This is a genomic window from Paenibacillus durus (assembly GCF_000756615.1).
Classification (GTDB): Bacteria; Bacillota; Bacilli; order Paenibacillales; family Paenibacillaceae; genus Paenibacillus_AQ; species Paenibacillus_AQ durus.
Window position 1 is genome coordinate 2156774 of the sequence record NZ_CP009288.1, and the last position, 15596, is coordinate 2172369.

General features: G+C 55.8%; 16 protein-coding genes. All 16 read left to right on the top strand.

The window, feature by feature from the left end; genetic code table 11:
* The first annotated feature begins 78 nt into the window (after positions 1-78).
* A complete protein-coding gene (gene cobJ, locus PDUR_RS09690) occupies positions 79-1779 on the top strand; it encodes a precorrin-3B C(17)-methyltransferase (RefSeq protein WP_042206095.1) in 1701 nt (566 codons plus the stop codon).
* A gap of 20 nt (positions 1780-1799) precedes the next feature.
* A complete protein-coding gene (locus tag PDUR_RS09695) occupies positions 1800-2855 on the top strand; it encodes a sirohydrochlorin chelatase (protein ID WP_042206096.1) in 1056 nt (351 codons plus the stop codon).
* A 29-nt stretch (positions 2856-2884) separates the two neighbouring features.
* On the top strand, positions 2885-3661 hold the full coding sequence (cobK, locus tag PDUR_RS09700) for a precorrin-6A reductase (RefSeq protein ID WP_042206097.1): 777 nt from the start codon (positions 2885-2887) through the stop codon (positions 3659-3661).
* A gap of 230 nt (positions 3662-3891) precedes the next feature.
* Entirely contained in the window at positions 3892-4542 is a 651-nt protein-coding gene (locus tag PDUR_RS09705) for a precorrin-8X methylmutase (RefSeq protein ID WP_042206098.1), read from the top strand.
* A gap of 17 nt (positions 4543-4559) precedes the next feature.
* Positions 4560-5669: a cobalt-precorrin-5B (C(1))-methyltransferase gene (locus PDUR_RS09710; protein ID WP_042206099.1), complete on the top strand. Its 1110-nt coding sequence runs from the start codon at positions 4560-4562 to the stop codon at positions 5667-5669.
* On the top strand, positions 5662-6915 hold the full coding sequence (locus tag PDUR_RS09715) for a bifunctional cobalt-precorrin-7 (C(5))-methyltransferase/cobalt-precorrin-6B (C(15))-methyltransferase (protein ID WP_042206100.1): 1254 nt from the start codon (positions 5662-5664) through the stop codon (positions 6913-6915). Before PDUR_RS09710 ends, PDUR_RS09715 begins: the two co-directional genes overlap by 8 nt.
* On the top strand, positions 6912-7634 hold the full coding sequence (gene cobI / locus PDUR_RS09720) for a precorrin-2 C(20)-methyltransferase (RefSeq protein WP_042206101.1): 723 nt from the start codon (positions 6912-6914) through the stop codon (positions 7632-7634). The genes PDUR_RS09715 and cobI overlap by 4 nt, the downstream gene beginning before the upstream one ends.
* Positions 7634-8428: a precorrin-4 C(11)-methyltransferase gene (cobM, locus tag PDUR_RS09725; RefSeq protein WP_042206102.1), complete on the top strand. Its 795-nt coding sequence runs from the start codon at positions 7634-7636 to the stop codon at positions 8426-8428. The genes cobI and cobM overlap by 1 nt, the downstream gene beginning before the upstream one ends.
* Positions 8421-9530: a cobalt-precorrin 5A hydrolase gene (locus tag PDUR_RS09730; RefSeq protein WP_042206103.1), complete on the top strand. Its 1110-nt coding sequence runs from the start codon at positions 8421-8423 to the stop codon at positions 9528-9530. The genes cobM and PDUR_RS09730 overlap by 8 nt, the downstream gene beginning before the upstream one ends.
* Positions 9527-10939, top strand: a complete 1413-nt coding sequence (locus PDUR_RS09735; protein WP_042206104.1) for a cobyrinic acid a,c-diamide synthase CobB — start codon at positions 9527-9529, stop codon at positions 10937-10939. The genes PDUR_RS09730 and PDUR_RS09735 overlap by 4 nt, the downstream gene beginning before the upstream one ends.
* Positions 10926-11483, top strand: coding sequence for a cob(I)yrinic acid a,c-diamide adenosyltransferase (gene cobO, locus PDUR_RS09740; protein ID WP_042206105.1), 558 nt, complete (start codon positions 10926-10928; stop codon positions 11481-11483). Before PDUR_RS09735 ends, cobO begins: the two co-directional genes overlap by 14 nt.
* Positions 11484-11508: 25 nt before the next feature.
* Positions 11509-12129, top strand: a complete 621-nt coding sequence (gene cobU, locus PDUR_RS09745) for a bifunctional adenosylcobinamide kinase/adenosylcobinamide-phosphate guanylyltransferase (protein WP_042206106.1) — start codon at positions 11509-11511, stop codon at positions 12127-12129.
* 15 nt (positions 12130-12144) lie between these two features.
* Positions 12145-13104, top strand: coding sequence for an adenosylcobinamide-phosphate synthase CbiB (cbiB, locus tag PDUR_RS09750; protein ID WP_042209223.1), 960 nt, complete (start codon positions 12145-12147; stop codon positions 13102-13104).
* Positions 13101-13874 carry an adenosylcobinamide-GDP ribazoletransferase gene (gene cobS, locus PDUR_RS09755; protein ID WP_042206107.1) on the top strand — a complete coding sequence of 258 codons (774 nt, stop codon included), beginning with the start codon at positions 13101-13103 and terminating at the stop codon, positions 13872-13874. The genes cbiB and cobS overlap by 4 nt, the downstream gene beginning before the upstream one ends.
* 16 nt (positions 13875-13890) lie before the next feature.
* On the top strand, positions 13891-15012 hold the full coding sequence (gene cobD, locus PDUR_RS09760) for a threonine-phosphate decarboxylase CobD (protein ID WP_042206108.1): 1122 nt from the start codon (positions 13891-13893) through the stop codon (positions 15010-15012).
* Complete coding sequence (locus tag PDUR_RS09765) at positions 14997-15593, top strand: histidine phosphatase family protein (RefSeq protein ID WP_052410148.1); 597 nt, start codon at positions 14997-14999, stop codon at positions 15591-15593. Before cobD ends, PDUR_RS09765 begins: the two co-directional genes overlap by 16 nt.
* The last annotated feature ends 3 nt before the right edge of the window (positions 15594-15596 follow it).

Here is a 15596-nt window from a genome sequence, read left to right on the forward strand (position 1 = left end):
GATTCTACGAACCCGGCTTCCTCTAAGGAAAGCTTGGTGTTACGGGGATAGTTGTTTCATACAGAGGAGGCAGCACGAATGGAAGAGAAGAGAGGCAAACTGCTTGTGATCGGGTTTGGGCCGGGAGCTTTTGAACAGATTACGGATCGTGCCCGCAGGGCAATTGAGGAAAGCGAAGTCATTATTGGCTACAACACTTATGTGGATTTGATCCGGGGCCTGCTGACCACTCAGGAGATCGTCAGAACCGGCATGACGGAAGAGGTAAGCCGCGCTCAGGAAGCTGTACGGCAGGCGTATATGGGAAGGACGGTTGCAGTGATTTCCAGCGGCGACGCCGGTGTATACGGAATGGCCGGGCTGATTTATGAAGTGTTGATGGAAAAGAAATGGCATCCTGATGAAGGAGTGGAAGTAGAGGTTATTCCCGGAATATCCTCGATCAACTCCTGTGCAGCCCTGCTTGGGGCGCCAATTATGCATGATGCCTGCACGATCAGTCTGAGCGATCATTTAACCCCCTGGGACACGATTGCCAAACGCGTGGAAGCGGCGGCTGCGGCAGATTTTGTAATCGCTCTGTATAATCCGCGAAGCGGAAGGCGCACCCGGCAGATCGCCGAGACTCAGCGGATTTTGCTGGGGCACCGTTCTCCGGACACGCCGGTGGGCCTGGTGAAGAGCGCTTACCGGGACCGGCAGCAGGTCGTCCTTACCACGCTCGCGGACATGCTGGAGCATGAAATAGGGATGCTTACGACGGTTATTATCGGCAACTCCTCGACGGTGGTATATGACGGGCTAATGATTACGCCAAGAGGCTACCAGCGGAAATATACGCTGGATTCCGAAGAGCAGAGACTAAGGCCAAGCGAGCGTCTGCAGGTGGCAGCGGAGCCGTGGTCACTGAGTGCGAAAGAACAGGCTGGAGAGAGCGGGGAAGCAAAGTCCGCCGAGCGTGATTTCCTGGCTTCTGCCTCTTATAGCAGCGCGAATTCGTCCAGCCCTCTCGAAGCGGCGATGGAGGCGCTGCAAATTCTCGAGGCTAAAGGCATCGTCTCCGGGGGCTCAGTCGGTTCAGCCCCGTCTGCCGCCGTGAACCCGTCCGCCCCAACTGCCGCCGCAAATCCGAACGCCCTTTTTGAGGTGGGAGTGGCGCCGGGCATTGCGAATAAGAAATTCACTGCGCGTCAAATGGCGCTGCTTGCGGAAATCGCAGGTGAACAGGGGGAAATGGAGTATACCCCGCATCACCAAATCATTCTGCGCATCCCCGGGGGCGATCCCGAGCGGGTTGTGGCGGAATTGAAAGCGGAGAAGCTGCTCGTCTTCCCGGTTGGCGATGTTGCACAGATTAAAGCCTGCGACTTCTGCAATTTGGAGAAAGACGGGTCAATCCCCGTCGCGGAAGAGCTGAACCGGGTCATCGGCGGATTAAAAACGCCCAAGGAATTGAAAATCGGCTTTAACGGCTGCGGTATGGCCTGCTATGGGGCTGTTCTTGAGGATATCGGCATTGTATACCGTAAAGGGGCGTATGACCTGTTCCTGGGCGGCAAGACGATCGGGCGAAACGCCCATCCGGCGCAGCCGGCAGCCGAAGGGATTGCAGCGGATCAAATTGTAGATACGGTTGAACGGATTTTCCGGGAATATGCCGATAAAGCTTTTCCGGGTGAAAGATTTCATAAGTTTTTTAAACGTGTGGGGACGATTGCCGGGTTCAGACATCAGGAACAGCCTGCCGCTGCTGTGGCGGATGCGGTCTGCGGCGATTAACGATCATGAGGAGGAAGAAGATGGACGCGATATTGTTGGTGGGGCATGGAAGCCGGGACCCCGAAGGGAACGAGGAACTGCTGCAGTTTGCCGATACGGTGCGTCAGGCTGCGCCCCAGTATAAAATAGAGACCTGCTTTTTGGAGTTTGTGCAGCCGGATATTGCCCGGGGAATAGCCAACTGCGTTGAGCAGGGAGCCACTCGGGTTGTTGTAATTCCGATCATGCTGTTCGCGGCGGGCCATGCCAAAATCCATATCCCTTTTGAGATTGACCGGGCCAAGAAGCTGTATCCCGCCGTGGAATTCGTCTATGGGCGTCCGATTGGCGTTCACCAAAAGGTGATGGAGATCCTGACCTCCCGTGTGGCGTCCGCCGGATTTAAGACCGGCAGCCCGGAGCTGCCGATAGAACATGGACTGCGCGAACTGGAAACGGCTGTTCTGCTGATTGGCCGGGGGAGCAGCGATGGCGATGCTAACGGCGACTTTTTTAAGATGACCCGACTGCTGTGGGAGCAGCTTCCGGTCAAATGGGTGGAAAACTGCTTTATTGGCGTTACGGAGCCTACCTTTGAGGATGGTCTGGAAAGAGTCTTACGGCTTGGCGCGAAAAAAATCTTCGTCCTTCCTTACTTTCTGTTTACAGGAATTTTGATTAAGCGAATTGAGGACATGACAGCGGAGTTTGCCGCACTGCACCCGGATATCACCGTTGAGCTTGCAGGGTATTTTGGGTTTCATCCGAAGCTGGTGGAAGCGCTGCTTGACCGGGTTGCCGAAGCGGTGGAAGGGCAGGCCTTTATGAACTGTGATATGTGCCAATACCGGTTGGCGGCCGGTCATGAGCATCATCACCATCATCACGATCATGGGCATGATCACGATCATCACCACCATGGGCACGGTCACGATCATGGGCATCACCACCACGAGAATGATCACGACCATCACCACGGGCACAGCCACGATCATTTCCATGCTCACCAGCACGATCACGAGAATGGGCATGATCATGACGATCATCATCATCACGACCACGATCATCATCATGTGGAACGTAGCCGCGCAGAATGACATCAAGAGCATGTTGAGGAGGAGACGATTTGATTTTTACCCTGTGCGGTACAAGCGATGCGAGAGAACTCGCTGCTTTGATACAACAGAACGGATTTGAAATATTGACATCGGTGGTTACCGATAATGCGGCGAAAAGTTTACAGGAAGCCAATCTGCCCGTGCGCGCCGGACGTCTGGACAAGGATGAAATCGTGACGTTAATACGCCGGGAAGAAGTTAAGGCCATTGTTGACGCAAGCCATCCGTTCGCCGAAGAAGCGCACAGGAATGCGATGGAAGCCGCGAAGGAGGCGGGTATTCCTTATATTCGTTTTGAACGGGCATCTTTAGTCTACGGTGACGATCCGAAGCTTACGGTTGTGTCGTCTTATGAAGAAGCGGCATTGGAAGCCAAGAAGCTTAAGGGCTCCATAATGCTGACTACCGGCAGCAAGACACTGTCTATTTTTACAAAGCATCTGCTGGTAGATCCCGACATCCGTCTGGTAGCCCGAATGCTGCCACGGCGCGATAATATGGAGAAATGCGAAGAGCTCGGCGTGGAGCAGAAGAACATCATTGCCCTGCAAGGGCCGTTTACCCGGGAGCTGAATGAAGCTCTGTACCGGCAGTACGGCACGACGGTGATGGTCACGAAGGAGAGCGGAAAAACCGGGGCCGTCGACGAGAAGATTGAAGCTGCGCTGAAGCTGGGTATACAAGTAATATTGATTTCCCGGCCGGAAATTGATTTTGGCGCTGTGTTTACGGATTTTCAGGATGTCATTGACGAGCTGCAACAAGTTGCCCGCTATATAAAATGAACTTGAAAAAATGACATCAGGGTAAGGAGTAACGAAGGGGAAGTTTGGAACTGGAGGAGCGACAGCGATCGCCTTTGTCTCCGGATTTCATCCACGAAGAGTGTAATAAATTTAGAAATCTGGAGACAACAGCGGCCGGAAGTCCAAACGTTCCTCGAAGTTGCGAACGATACCCAAAGGGGAAAATCTCAAGTTCATTTTATATCATTCGAATACAAGGGAGAAATGTTATGGATTTTAAGACGGAATTTAAACCGCTGACGGTGCAGCCTCAGGAGATTGAGAGCAAAAGCTTCGAGATCATCACGGAAGAACTGGGAGAACATCCCTTTACACCCGAGCAGTATCCGGTCGTTCAGCGGATCATCCATGCCTCGGCGGACTTCGAGCTTGGCAGAAATATTGTGTTTCATCCAGGAGCGGTTGAAGCGGGAATAGAGGCGATCCGCAGCGGCAAAAAGATCGTCGCTGATGTCCAGATGGTTCAGGTTGGAATCAGCAAGCCGCGTATACAAAAGTTCGGCGGAAGCGTCGACGTCTACATTTCGGACCCCGATGTGATGGAGGAAGCGAAACGGCTGAACACAACCCGCGCCATTATCTCCATGCGTAAAGCGGTACGTGAAGCGGAGGGCGGAATTTACGCCATTGGCAACGCTCCTACCGCCCTGCTTGAATTGATCCGCATGGTCAAGGAGGGCGAAGCCAAGCCGGGCCTGATTATAGGTATGCCGGTAGGCTTCGTATCCGCCGCGGAATCGAAGGACGAGCTTCGCAAGCTCGATATTCCTTTTATAACGAACCTCGGGCGCAAGGGCGGCAGTACGGTTGTGGTGGCGGCTGTTAATGCCCTTGCCATTATGGCGGAGAAAAAAGCGTAAATCAGGGAAGGGATCTCATGAGCGATTTTGTGGAACCGGAGAACAATCCAAAAGAGATGCGGCACGGATTTACAACAGGCGCCTGCGCGGCTGCGGTGGCAAAAGCCGCGGTCATGATGCTGGCTACCCAGACCCGGGTTAATGAATCGACCATCTGGCTGCCCGCCGGATTTTTCCATACGTTTACCATCCTGGATGGTGAATTCACTGGGGATATGGCCCAGTGCGCCACGATCAAGGACGCGGGCGATGATCCGGACGCTACGCATAAGGCGAGGATTGTCGCCATGGCGGTATGGACAGACGGCAGCGGCATCGAAATCGACGGCGGCACCGGGGTGGGGCGTGTCACCAAGCCGGGGCTTCCGATCCCGGTAGGCGAAGCGGCCATCAATCCGGTTCCCCGCCGGATGATCCGGAAGGAAGTTCAGGAAGTCTTGGAGGAGTACGGCATTGAGCGCGGCGTTAAAGTGGTGATTTCCGTGCCCGGCGGAGAAGAAATCGCCAAGAAGACCTTGAACGGCCGTCTGGGCATTATCGGCGGGATATCGATTTTGGGCACGCGAGGAACGGTAGTGCCATTTTCCACGTCCGCGTATAAGGCGAGTATTATTCAAGCCATGCAGGTGGCGAGAGCTTCCGGCTGCACTCAGGTTGTCCTGACCACAGGCGGCAGCAGCGAGAAATATGCGATGAAGCTAAACCCGGAGCTGAGTGAGGAGTCTTTTATCCAGATGGGCGACTTCGTCGGTTTCTCCCTGCAGCATGCCAAACGCCTTGGAATGAGAACCGTCAGCCTGGTCGGGATGATCGGCAAATTCTCGAAGGTGGCCCAGGGCGTGATGATGGTTCACTCCAAAAGCGCCGCCGTTGATTTCGGCTTTCTAGCCAGGGCCGCTGCCGAGACAGGCGCTTCGTCCGAACTGCAGGAGGCGATTCTGGAGTGCAATACAGCGACTCAAGCTGCCGACCTCGTAATTGAAGCAGGTCTGCCCGGTTTTTTTGATAAATTATGCGAATACGCCTGCCTTCACTGCCTTGAGCACATCGGGGGAGGAGTAACGGTGGAAATCGTGCTGATCACGATGAAAGGCGACATATTGGGGAGGGAGGAACGGAGTGGATAGGCGCATCAAGATTATCGGTATCGGAGACGAAGGCCCTGCGGGGCTGTCCGCGGCTTCCCTCGAACGGATTCATCGGGCGGACGTGCTTGCCGGCGGCGAGAGACATCTGTCTTTTTTCCCCGGTCACCGTGGCGAAAGCTTCATCTTTAAGGGAGGGCTGGGAAGCACTGTCGAACGGCTGGCTGAACTAAGGGCGGACAAAGATGTCGTCGTTCTGGCTTCCGGTGATCCGCTGTTTTACGGTATCGCGAGTTTCATAGTGAAGAAGCTGGGCGGGGATGCGGTGGAGATCCACCCTCATGTAAGCTCGGTGCAATTAGCCTTTTCAAGAATGGGCGAAAGCTGGCAGGATGCCGCAGTGGAAAGCGTCCATGGGCGAACGATGAAAGGGCTGGCACAGAGAATCAACGGCAAAGAGAAGATTGCCCTGTTGACCGATCACGAGAACAGTCCGTCCGCAATTGCCCGTTATCTGATCGATTTTGGGATCAATGAATATGAAGCTTTTGTTGCGGAAAATTTGGGCGGTGAGCATGAAAGATGCGGATTCTGGACGCTGGACGAGATGTCCCGGTCAGAATTTTCACCCCTGAATGTTGTCATTCTGCGCCGAAAGCCTGGAGTTGCGGCACCATGGTTCGGATTTGGCATAGAGGACGAGAAATTTCATCAGCGGAAGCCTGAAAAAGGATTGATTACCAAAAAAGAAGTCCGGGTGCTCAGCCTGGCCGAGTTAAAGCTCAAGAAAGACAGCGTCGTGTGGGACATTGGAGCCGGCTCCGGATCGGTTGCTGTTGAGTGTACATTGTCGGCGCCTTACGGGCAGGTGTTTGCCATCGAGAAAAACGCCGGAGATATCGAGAACATTGAGCTGAACCGGAAGAAATTCCGTGCGGATTTTACGGTGATTCATGACAAGGCCCCCAGTGGCCTTGATCAGCTTCCTGATCCGGATGCGGTGTTTATTGGCGGCAGCGGAGGAGAACTGCGGGAGTTGATCCGGATCTGCTGCTCCCGGCTGAAGACGGGTGGGCGTATAGTCGTGAACGCAGCAACGATCGAGACGTTGTCCGAATCCCGGCAGGCGCTCGCCGATCACGGCTTCGATTCCCGGATTACGCTGGTGCAGATTTCGCGCAGCAAGCCGATTTTGAACATGACCCGCTTCGAGGGACTCAATCCCATTTATGTGATCACCGGCTTTGCGAAGCCCGGAAGTGAAAGAGGGGGAACCGAACAACCATGACAACGACAGCACTAAAAACAGGAACCTTATACGGGATCGGCGTAGGCCCGGGTGATCCGGAATTAATCACGGTAAAGGCGTTCCGCTTAATGAAGGAATGTCCGGTGATTGCTTATCCCAAGAAGCGGATGGGAGGCAAATCCTACGCGCTTGAAATCGTGGAATTATATATTAATACAGCGGAGAAAAACATGCTGGGGCTAGTGTTCCCGATGACCAAGGATCAGGAAACCCTTGACAGGGAGTGGAGCCGGACGGTTGCCCAGTGCTGGGAGCACCTAAAAGAAGGACGCGATATCGCTTTTGTAACGGAAGGCGATCCCAATCTGTACAGCACCTTTATTCATATGGCGCGCCTGGTGCAGGAGCTCTATCCAGAAGTCCCTGTTATTTCCGTTCCGGGCATTTCCTCCGTTCTGGGAGCTGCCGCCCGCCTAGGGCTCCCTCTTGCCGATGGTGATGAACAAGTGGCGATTGTGCCCGCCCGAAATGACCGTCAGGCAATGAAGAAAGCCCTTGAAGACCATGATGCGGTTGTGTTCATCAAGGTGGCCAAGGTGCTGGATTTGATCATCGATCTATTGGAGGAGATGGAGCTTGTAGACAAAGCTTCGGTGGTCATGAAAGTAACCTCTTCTGATGAGCTGATCTGGCGAAATGTACGGGAATTAAAGGGGCAGGAGCTTGAATATTTGACGTTAATGGCGGTGAAAAAATAGTGAAGCTCGAACCGAGAGTGTATATTGTCGGCGCCGGTCCGGGAGATCCGGATCTTATTACAGTGAAAGGTCTGAACATCCTGATGAACGCCGATTTTGTCCTGTATACCGATTCGCTCGTAAACGAACAGCTTATCTCCCGTGCGGGCAGTCATGCCAAGGTACTGCAGAGCTCCGGGATGGATCTGGAGCAGATGGTCGATGTGATGTCAGAGGCCGTTCTGACTGGAAAAAGCGTAGCCCGAGTCCATACCGGCGACCCGGCCGTATACGGCGCGATCCTGGAGCAGATGGTTCTGCTGAAGCAGCGCGGGATCGACTACGAGATCGTGCCGGGCGTCAGCTCCGTCTTCGCTGCGGCTGCCGTGTTGGGTGCTGAATTAACTGTTCCGGACTTGACCCAGACGGTCATTCTGACCCGGGCTGAAGGACGGACGCCTGTACCGGAACGGGAGAAACTCCGCGACCTCGCTTCCCATCATTGTACGGTCGCGCTGTTTTTAAGCGCTACGCTTGCGAAGAAGGTGGTCAAAGAGTTTCTGGAGGCGGGCTGGTCGGAGGACACGCCAGTAGCCGTTGTGCAGCGGGCCACATGGCCGGATCAGAAAATCGTGCGCACGACGCTCCGGCATCTCGACAGCGATTTGCGGCAGGCCGGAATCCGCATGCATGCCATGATCCTGGCGGGCTGGGCGCTTGACCCGGGAATGGTTGACCGTGACGAACACCGCTCTAAACTATATGACAAGTCGTTTACCCACGGTTACCGGAAAGGGCAGGCCGCTAATGACTAAGCCTTACGCCGCCGTCGCAATCACCAAGCATGGGGTGGAAATGGCCCGGTCCTTGGCCGCCGATTTCCCGGGAACCGACCTTTATTATATGAGCAAATTTGCCCGGGGCGATGAGACGGAACTGGGATATCGACTGTTCGAAGGCTCTGTCAAGCTGATCCTGCCGGACTTGTTCAAAGCGTACAAAGGACTTATTATTTTCATTTCTCTTGGAGCCGTCGTCCGCATGATTGCTCCGATTCTGGAAGACAAGAAAAAGGACCCCGCAGTCATCGTGATCGATGATCGCGGCCAGCATGTGATCAGCGTCCTTTCGGGCCATCTGGGCGGCGCCAATGCGCTGACGCTGGAGGTAGCGAAAGCACTCGGCGCGCGTCCTGTCATCACGACCGCGTCCGATGTGCAGGGAACGATCCCGGTGGACTTGTTTGGACGCGGCTTCGGCTGGGAGATCGAAAGCTTCGACAAGGCGACGCCCGTCAGCGCTTCAGTGGTCAATGAGGAGTGGATCGCCGTTGTGCAGGAAGCGGGCGAGACGCAGTGGTGGACCTATGACAAGCCGCTGCCGCCGCATATTACCGTTTACGGTCACGCCGCAGAAGCGCTGCAAGCGGAGTTTGACGCGGCGCTGGTGGTTACGGACCGGCTGCTGGAACCCGGGGAAGAAGCCGCACTGCTGAATAACGGGGTGCTGTACAGACCCAAGACGCTTGTCCTCGGCATCGGCTGCAACCGGGGAACTTCAGCGGAGGAGATTGAGCATACGATTATAAGCACACTGTCCGAGCTCCGGCTGTCCGTCAAGAGCGTGCGCAATGCGGCCACCATCGTGCTGAAACAGGATGAGGAGGGGCTCCTTGAAGTCTGCCGGAAGTATAAGTGGAAGCTTGAATTGTATACACCGGACGAGCTGAATGAGGTTCCGCTGAAAAATCCGTCCGAAACCGTGTATAAATATACGGGTGCATACGGGGTCAGCGAGCCTGCGGCGCTCCGCTCATCCAGAGCGGCGGATTGGCTGCTGGAGAAAAGGAAGAGCGGCAACGTCACCATTTCCATCGCCCGCATACCATTCCCATCCGGCGGGCAGGTGGGAGTATGAACGGGAACAGAAACCGCATCGTCATTGCGGGAACGGGCAGCGGCGCCGGTAAAACAACGGTGACGATCGGGTTAATGGCCGCGCTGAAGCAGCGGGGTCTTCGGGTTCAGGGCTTCAAGTGCGGCCCGGATTACATCGATCCGACCTATCATACCGCCGTAACGGGCAGGCCGTCACGCAATCTGGATACCTGGATGCTGTCTCATGATATCATGCGTGAAATTTTTCTCAGAGCTTCCGAAGGAGCGGAAGTCTCTGTTATTGAGGGCGTCATGGGACTGTACGACGGGAAGGACCCGTTGTCCAATACCGGTTCGACAGCGGAAATTTCCGCCTTGCTGGAGAGTCCGGTCATTCTCGTTGTGAACGCGCAGAGCATGGCACGCAGCGCGGCCGCCCTCGTGCTGGGGTATCAGAAGCTGGACGAGAGTATCCGCATTGCCGGAGTCATCGTCAACAAGTGCGGAAGCCGGGGGCACTACCAGCTCGTCAAATCCGCGATTGAACAGGAATGCGGCATTCCTGTTGTCGGCTGGCTGGGGCGGGACGAGGGGCTGGACATTCCCGAGCGCCATCTTGGTCTCGTTCCGGCCATTGAACGGGGAGAACTGGACGGTTTGTTTAACCGGGCCGCCGATCTGGTCGAAGGCGGCGTGGATATTGATGCGATACTATCCCTGGCGGGCACGGCCCCGGCGCTTGCATGGCCTAAGGAACGGCTGTTCATCGCCGGGCCGTGTCCGAACCCTGGACCGGTGATTGCCGTTGCCCGGGACGCAGCGTTCAACTTCTACTACCGTGAGAACCTGGAACTACTAGAGCAATCTGGCGCCAGACTGGTGTATTTCAGTCCCCTGGGGGGCGATACCGTGCCAGGCGATGCGGACGGTCTTTATCTCGGGGGAGGATTCCCCGAGGAGTTTGCCGCCGGACTGTCGGCTAATGAGCAGATGAAGCGCGATTTGCAAGCCCGCGTTCAGGAAGGGCTGCCGGTCTTCGCCGAATGCGGAGGGTATATGTACCTGACCCGTTCGATTACCGACCGTGCGGGAGTTGCCCATGCCATGGTTGGACTTATCCCGGCGGACGTTACGATGCAGGATAAGCTCGCCGCTCTGGGCTATCGTGAGGCCACGGCGCTTCGGGACTGTCTGCTTATGGAAGCGGGCGAGGTCATCCGGGGCCATGAGTTCCATTATTCCAAACTAACGACGGACCGGGAGCATTACCCTTACGTTTATGAAACGAAAGGTCTGCGCGGAACGGGACTCGAAGGATACCATTCGGAAAATGTGATGGCAGGCTACACGCATCTCCATTTTGCATCCAATCCGAAAGTCGCGGAGCGCTTCATACAGCGCTGCTTACAATACAGCCGGAAAAGAGGCGAAGCCAGTGGAACAGTCTGACCGGAGATCGAACCGCAAGGGCTATACCCTTGTCTATACAGGCGACGGCAAAGGCAAAACGACAGCCGCGCTGGGGCTCGCGCTGCGGGCTTCGGGACGCGGCTACAAAGTGCTGATTCTGCAATTTATCAAATCGCCGCAGAGGACCTACGGAGAACATATCGCTCTTCGTAAACTGGGTGTGGAGATCCGGCAGCTTGGCGCGGGATTCACCTGGACAAAGACGCCGGAGGAGCACCGCTCCGCACTGCGGGAGGCATGGGCTTCGGCCAGAGCAGAAGTGCTTGGCGGCGATTGGGATGTAGTAGTGCTGGACGAAATCAACAATGCGCTGGCGATCGAGAAATTCCTGGTTGACGACGTTCTTCCCCTCGGCGAAGTGCTTGATTTAATCAGGCTAAGGCCGAAGCATTTGCATCTGGTCCTGACCGGGCGTCAGGCGAAACCGGAAATTCTGGAATTGGCGGATCTGGTGTCCGAGGTTCAGGCGGTTAAGCATTATTATAATGATGGAGTACCCGCGGTTCTCGGGATTGAATATTGACCTTGGACGCGGCAGGGAGGAAATGATGGTTGAAGCGGAGTCCGATGAAAAAAAGCTGATCCTTGCCACCGGAGGGGCGCGAAGCGGGAAGAGCCGTTTTGCCGAACAGTATGCCGGGGAACTGGGACTGACCCGGGGGCAGGAGGTCATATATGTTGCCACATCCCAACTTTATGATGACGAGATGAAAAGACGGGCGGCATTACACCGGGACCGGCGGCCCGCAGAATGGCGGACGATCGAAGAGCCGTACGAGTTGGAATCCGTCATCCGGCGGCTGTCGGAAGAACCGGTATCCGTAGTCCTGATCGATTGTATTACCTTATGGATTTCGAACCTGCTGTTACAGCCGGACGAAGCGGGACAAGAGCGCTGGATGATGCCGGAGCTCAGCGAGTCTATTCTCGAACGGACCCGGGAGCTTGTACGCCTGCTGAAACGGGCTCCATTCCATGCGGTTCTCGTTACCAATGAAGTAGGCGACTCGCTCGTTCCCGAATATCCGCTCGGCAGAGTGTACCGCGACCTTGCCGGGCAGGTGAATCAGACGCTTGCGGAACAGGCGGATGAAGTCTTTCTGGTTGTTTGCGGAATTCCTGTGAATTTGCGGGAAGCGGCCTGGCGGTTCGGTGGAAAGGGGCAGTAATTGTTGCAAGGAATTATGATTGTGATTACAGCGATTGTCATTGATCTGCTGATCGGCGACCCGCGCGGCATTCCGCATCCGGTGATCGGGATCGGGAAGACCATATCCGCCGCGGAATCGGCCCTGCGGAAATGGGGGACAGGACGGGCGGCAGAGAGAGCGCTTGGCGTGCTCCTTGTCCTAATCGTACTGTCCGCCGTGTACGCCGCCGCTTTCCTGATTCTGTGGCTTGCCGGACTCATTCACCCGATTATCCGGTTATTAGCGGAGGTCTGGCTGATTTCAACCACGATTGCCATCAAAGGCTTGGGTGACGCGGGCATGCAGGTATTCCGTCCCTTGATCAAGGGAGATTTGGACAGCGCCAGAACCTATGTCGGCTACATTGTGGGCAGGGAAACTCATGCTTTATCGGAACGGGAAGTCACGAGAGCCACCGTGGAGACGGTTGCCGAGAATATTGTCGATGCCGTGGTTGCCCCTCTGTTCTATGCGCTGATCGGCGGGGCTCCCCTGGCTTTACTGTACCGTGCGGTGAATACCCTCGATTCGATGGTCGGCTATAAGAACGATAAATACCGGTATTTCGGCTGGGCTTCCGCCCGGCTTGACGATGTGCTGAACTATATCCCCGCCAGAATAACGGGGCTGCTGCTTTGGGCTGCGGCGCTTATGACGAAAGAGCTGAATGCTGGGAGGGCCTGGCAGGCCATGCGTCGCGATGCCGCGAAGCATCCGAGTCCGAACAGCGGCATCCCCGAGGCTGCAGTTGCCGGAGCGCTGGGGATTCAGCTTGGCGGGTTCAACAGCTATGGCGGCATTGTTTCGGAGAGAGCCAGAATGGGAACCGCCACCCGGCAGTTGGCAGCGGAAGATATCCGGCAGACGATAAAGATTCTAAGGCTGACCGCGGCAATCATCGTGACCCTGCTTCTGCTCGCGGCGGGAAGCCTTTTTTATGGAGAGATAAGATGAGACAATGGCTGGTTTCTTTAATTGTGGCGTTTCAGTTTCTTACCCGGCTTCCGATTCCTGTTCAAGTGGATTATGACAAGCGCTATGTGAGCCGAAGCGTGCTGTTTTATCCGGTTGTGGGGTTTGTCATCGGCGCTGTTCTTTATCTGGCTTTGGTAGTGCTGTCATCCGGCTCGGCTCCTCTCGATGCGGCTGTACTGCTGCTCATTTGGACCCTTCTGACCGGGGGGCTGCATCTGGACGGTTTGATGGATACGGCGGACGGACTCGGAAGCCATCGGCCGCGTGAACAGATGCTAGCGATCATGAAGGACAGCCGTGTTGGAGCCATGGGCGTCTTGGCGGCGTTCTTCGTGCTGCTGATCAAGTGGGCCTCTCTCTGGACCCTGATTGACAGACTGCGAGAGGGCTCGATATCCGGGAGCGTGCTGCTGTGCGTGCTGCTTACCGTTCCGGCCGTGAGCCGGGGGGCTATGGTGGCTGCCATTGTCCGGCGCCCTTATATTGGAGGGGAACAAGGCATGGGAGGGCTGTTCCGGGAAGCCCGTGCCGGTTATCTTGCAGGAGCTATGCTGCTGCTGCTATTCCCGGTTATTCTCCGGCCTTCCTTCGGATGGATCTGGCTTACCATCATTCAGGCCGCTGCCGCCTGGCTGCTGGTCCGTTATTTTGTCCGGCGGCTTGGAGGGTTGACCGGTGATACGTATGGAGCTTTGAACGAGCTGGTAGAGACTGCGGGTCTCCTGGCTGCGGTATATATCTCGTTCTAGAACAGGAGGAAAAAGCATGCTGGAGCGAAACGGCCATGGAGGGGACTTGGCTACGGCGGAAGAACTGTTCGGAGTACCGGCCCGGGAATTGCTTGATTTCAGCGCGAATATTAATCCCTTTGGACCGCCGCCGGGGTTAAAGGATGTCCTTCATGAGGAATGGGCGGGGCTGGTTCACTATCCCGACCCTGAATCCCGGGAACTGCGAACAGCCATTTCGCAAAAATACAATATTGAGCCTGCGTCCATTCTCGTTGGCAACGGGGCTGCCGAAATCATTGATTTGATCGTGCGAGGGTTTAAGCCGGGGAAAGTGGCGGTGGTCGATCCGGCGTTTCTGGAATATGCCGAAGCCGCGTTAAAAGCCGGCGCCGAAGTTCTATCCGTTCCCGCCTCTGCGGACGACGGCTTCGCCATTCCCGAGGAAGCGCTGCTCGCCGCCTGCGAAGAAGCGGACCTGCTGTTTATTGGCCAGCCCAACAATCCTACGGGACAGTGGCTGAGCAGGGAAGCCGTGGTTCGTCTTGCGGACACAGCCGTAACGCATAATACCATCCTTGTGCTCGACGAGGCGTTCATCGACTTTTTCGAGGACGAGAGAGAGCTGTCTTTCATTCGCGAGGCGGCTACTTCGAGGCATGTGATCGTTATTCGGTCCATGACCAAATTTTACGGCATCCCCGGATTGCGGCTGGGCTACGCCGCCTCCCACCCGGACAATATCTCGTTCATTCGGAAGCTGCAGGTTCCATGGAGCGTAAATCTTTTGGCACAAAAAGCCGGGGTGTTCGCGTTAAAGCAGAACGAATACGAAATGCGCACGAAGCGGCTCGTAGCCGTGGAGCGGGCCTGGCTGGAAGAGGAATTAAAGCGAATGGGCTGCTTGCCGTATCCGGGAAAAGCCAATTTTATTCTGGTCCGCACCGGCGCCTCCGGGCCGAATGCTTCGGAGCTCCAGCTCACGCTGGGGCGGCAGGGCATTCTGATTCGCGGATGCGCTGGTTTTGCCGGTCTTGATCACCGATATTTTAGGATTGCGGTTAGAACATGTATGGAGAATGAACGCTTGATTGCCGCGCTGCATGGCGCTCTCTGCAATCGGCAGGGAGCGGAGGGGACAGATTGGCCGTCTCGCTAACGAAGATTATTTTTGCCAGGCATGGAGCTACGGAGTGGAATACGCAGCAGCGCTACATAGGACATACGGATCAGCCGCTGAATGAGCTGGGCAGGAAGCAGGCGAAGGAACTCGGCAGCGCCTTGGCGCATTTTCATTTCGATGCCATTTATTGCAGTGATCTGCGGAGAGCCCGCGAGACAGCCTATGAAGTGCAGCAGGCAATTTGCGGCGAAGGGGGAAGCCGGCCGCCGCTGATCGCGGATGCGAGGCTGAGAGAAACGGATTTCGGCTGGATCGAAGGCTTGACTTATGAAGAAGCGATGGCCCGCTTTCCCGAAGAAATGACCGGGTGGTACGGACAGATCGAGACGCGGACCCCGCCAGGCGGGAAAGAATCGCTATCCGATGTCCGCAGCCGGGTGTGCCATTTTATGAAGGAAGTGAGCGGGCAGGATTACGGCAAAATACTAATTGTTACCCATGGCGGAGTCATTAATTCATGGCTCGCGCATATCGGGAAGAAGCCATTCTGGGAGAATCCCCTTAAGCATGGGGAGTGGACCGAATGCGAGGGTCAAGAGGTGAGGGAAACTGAGTAAAGC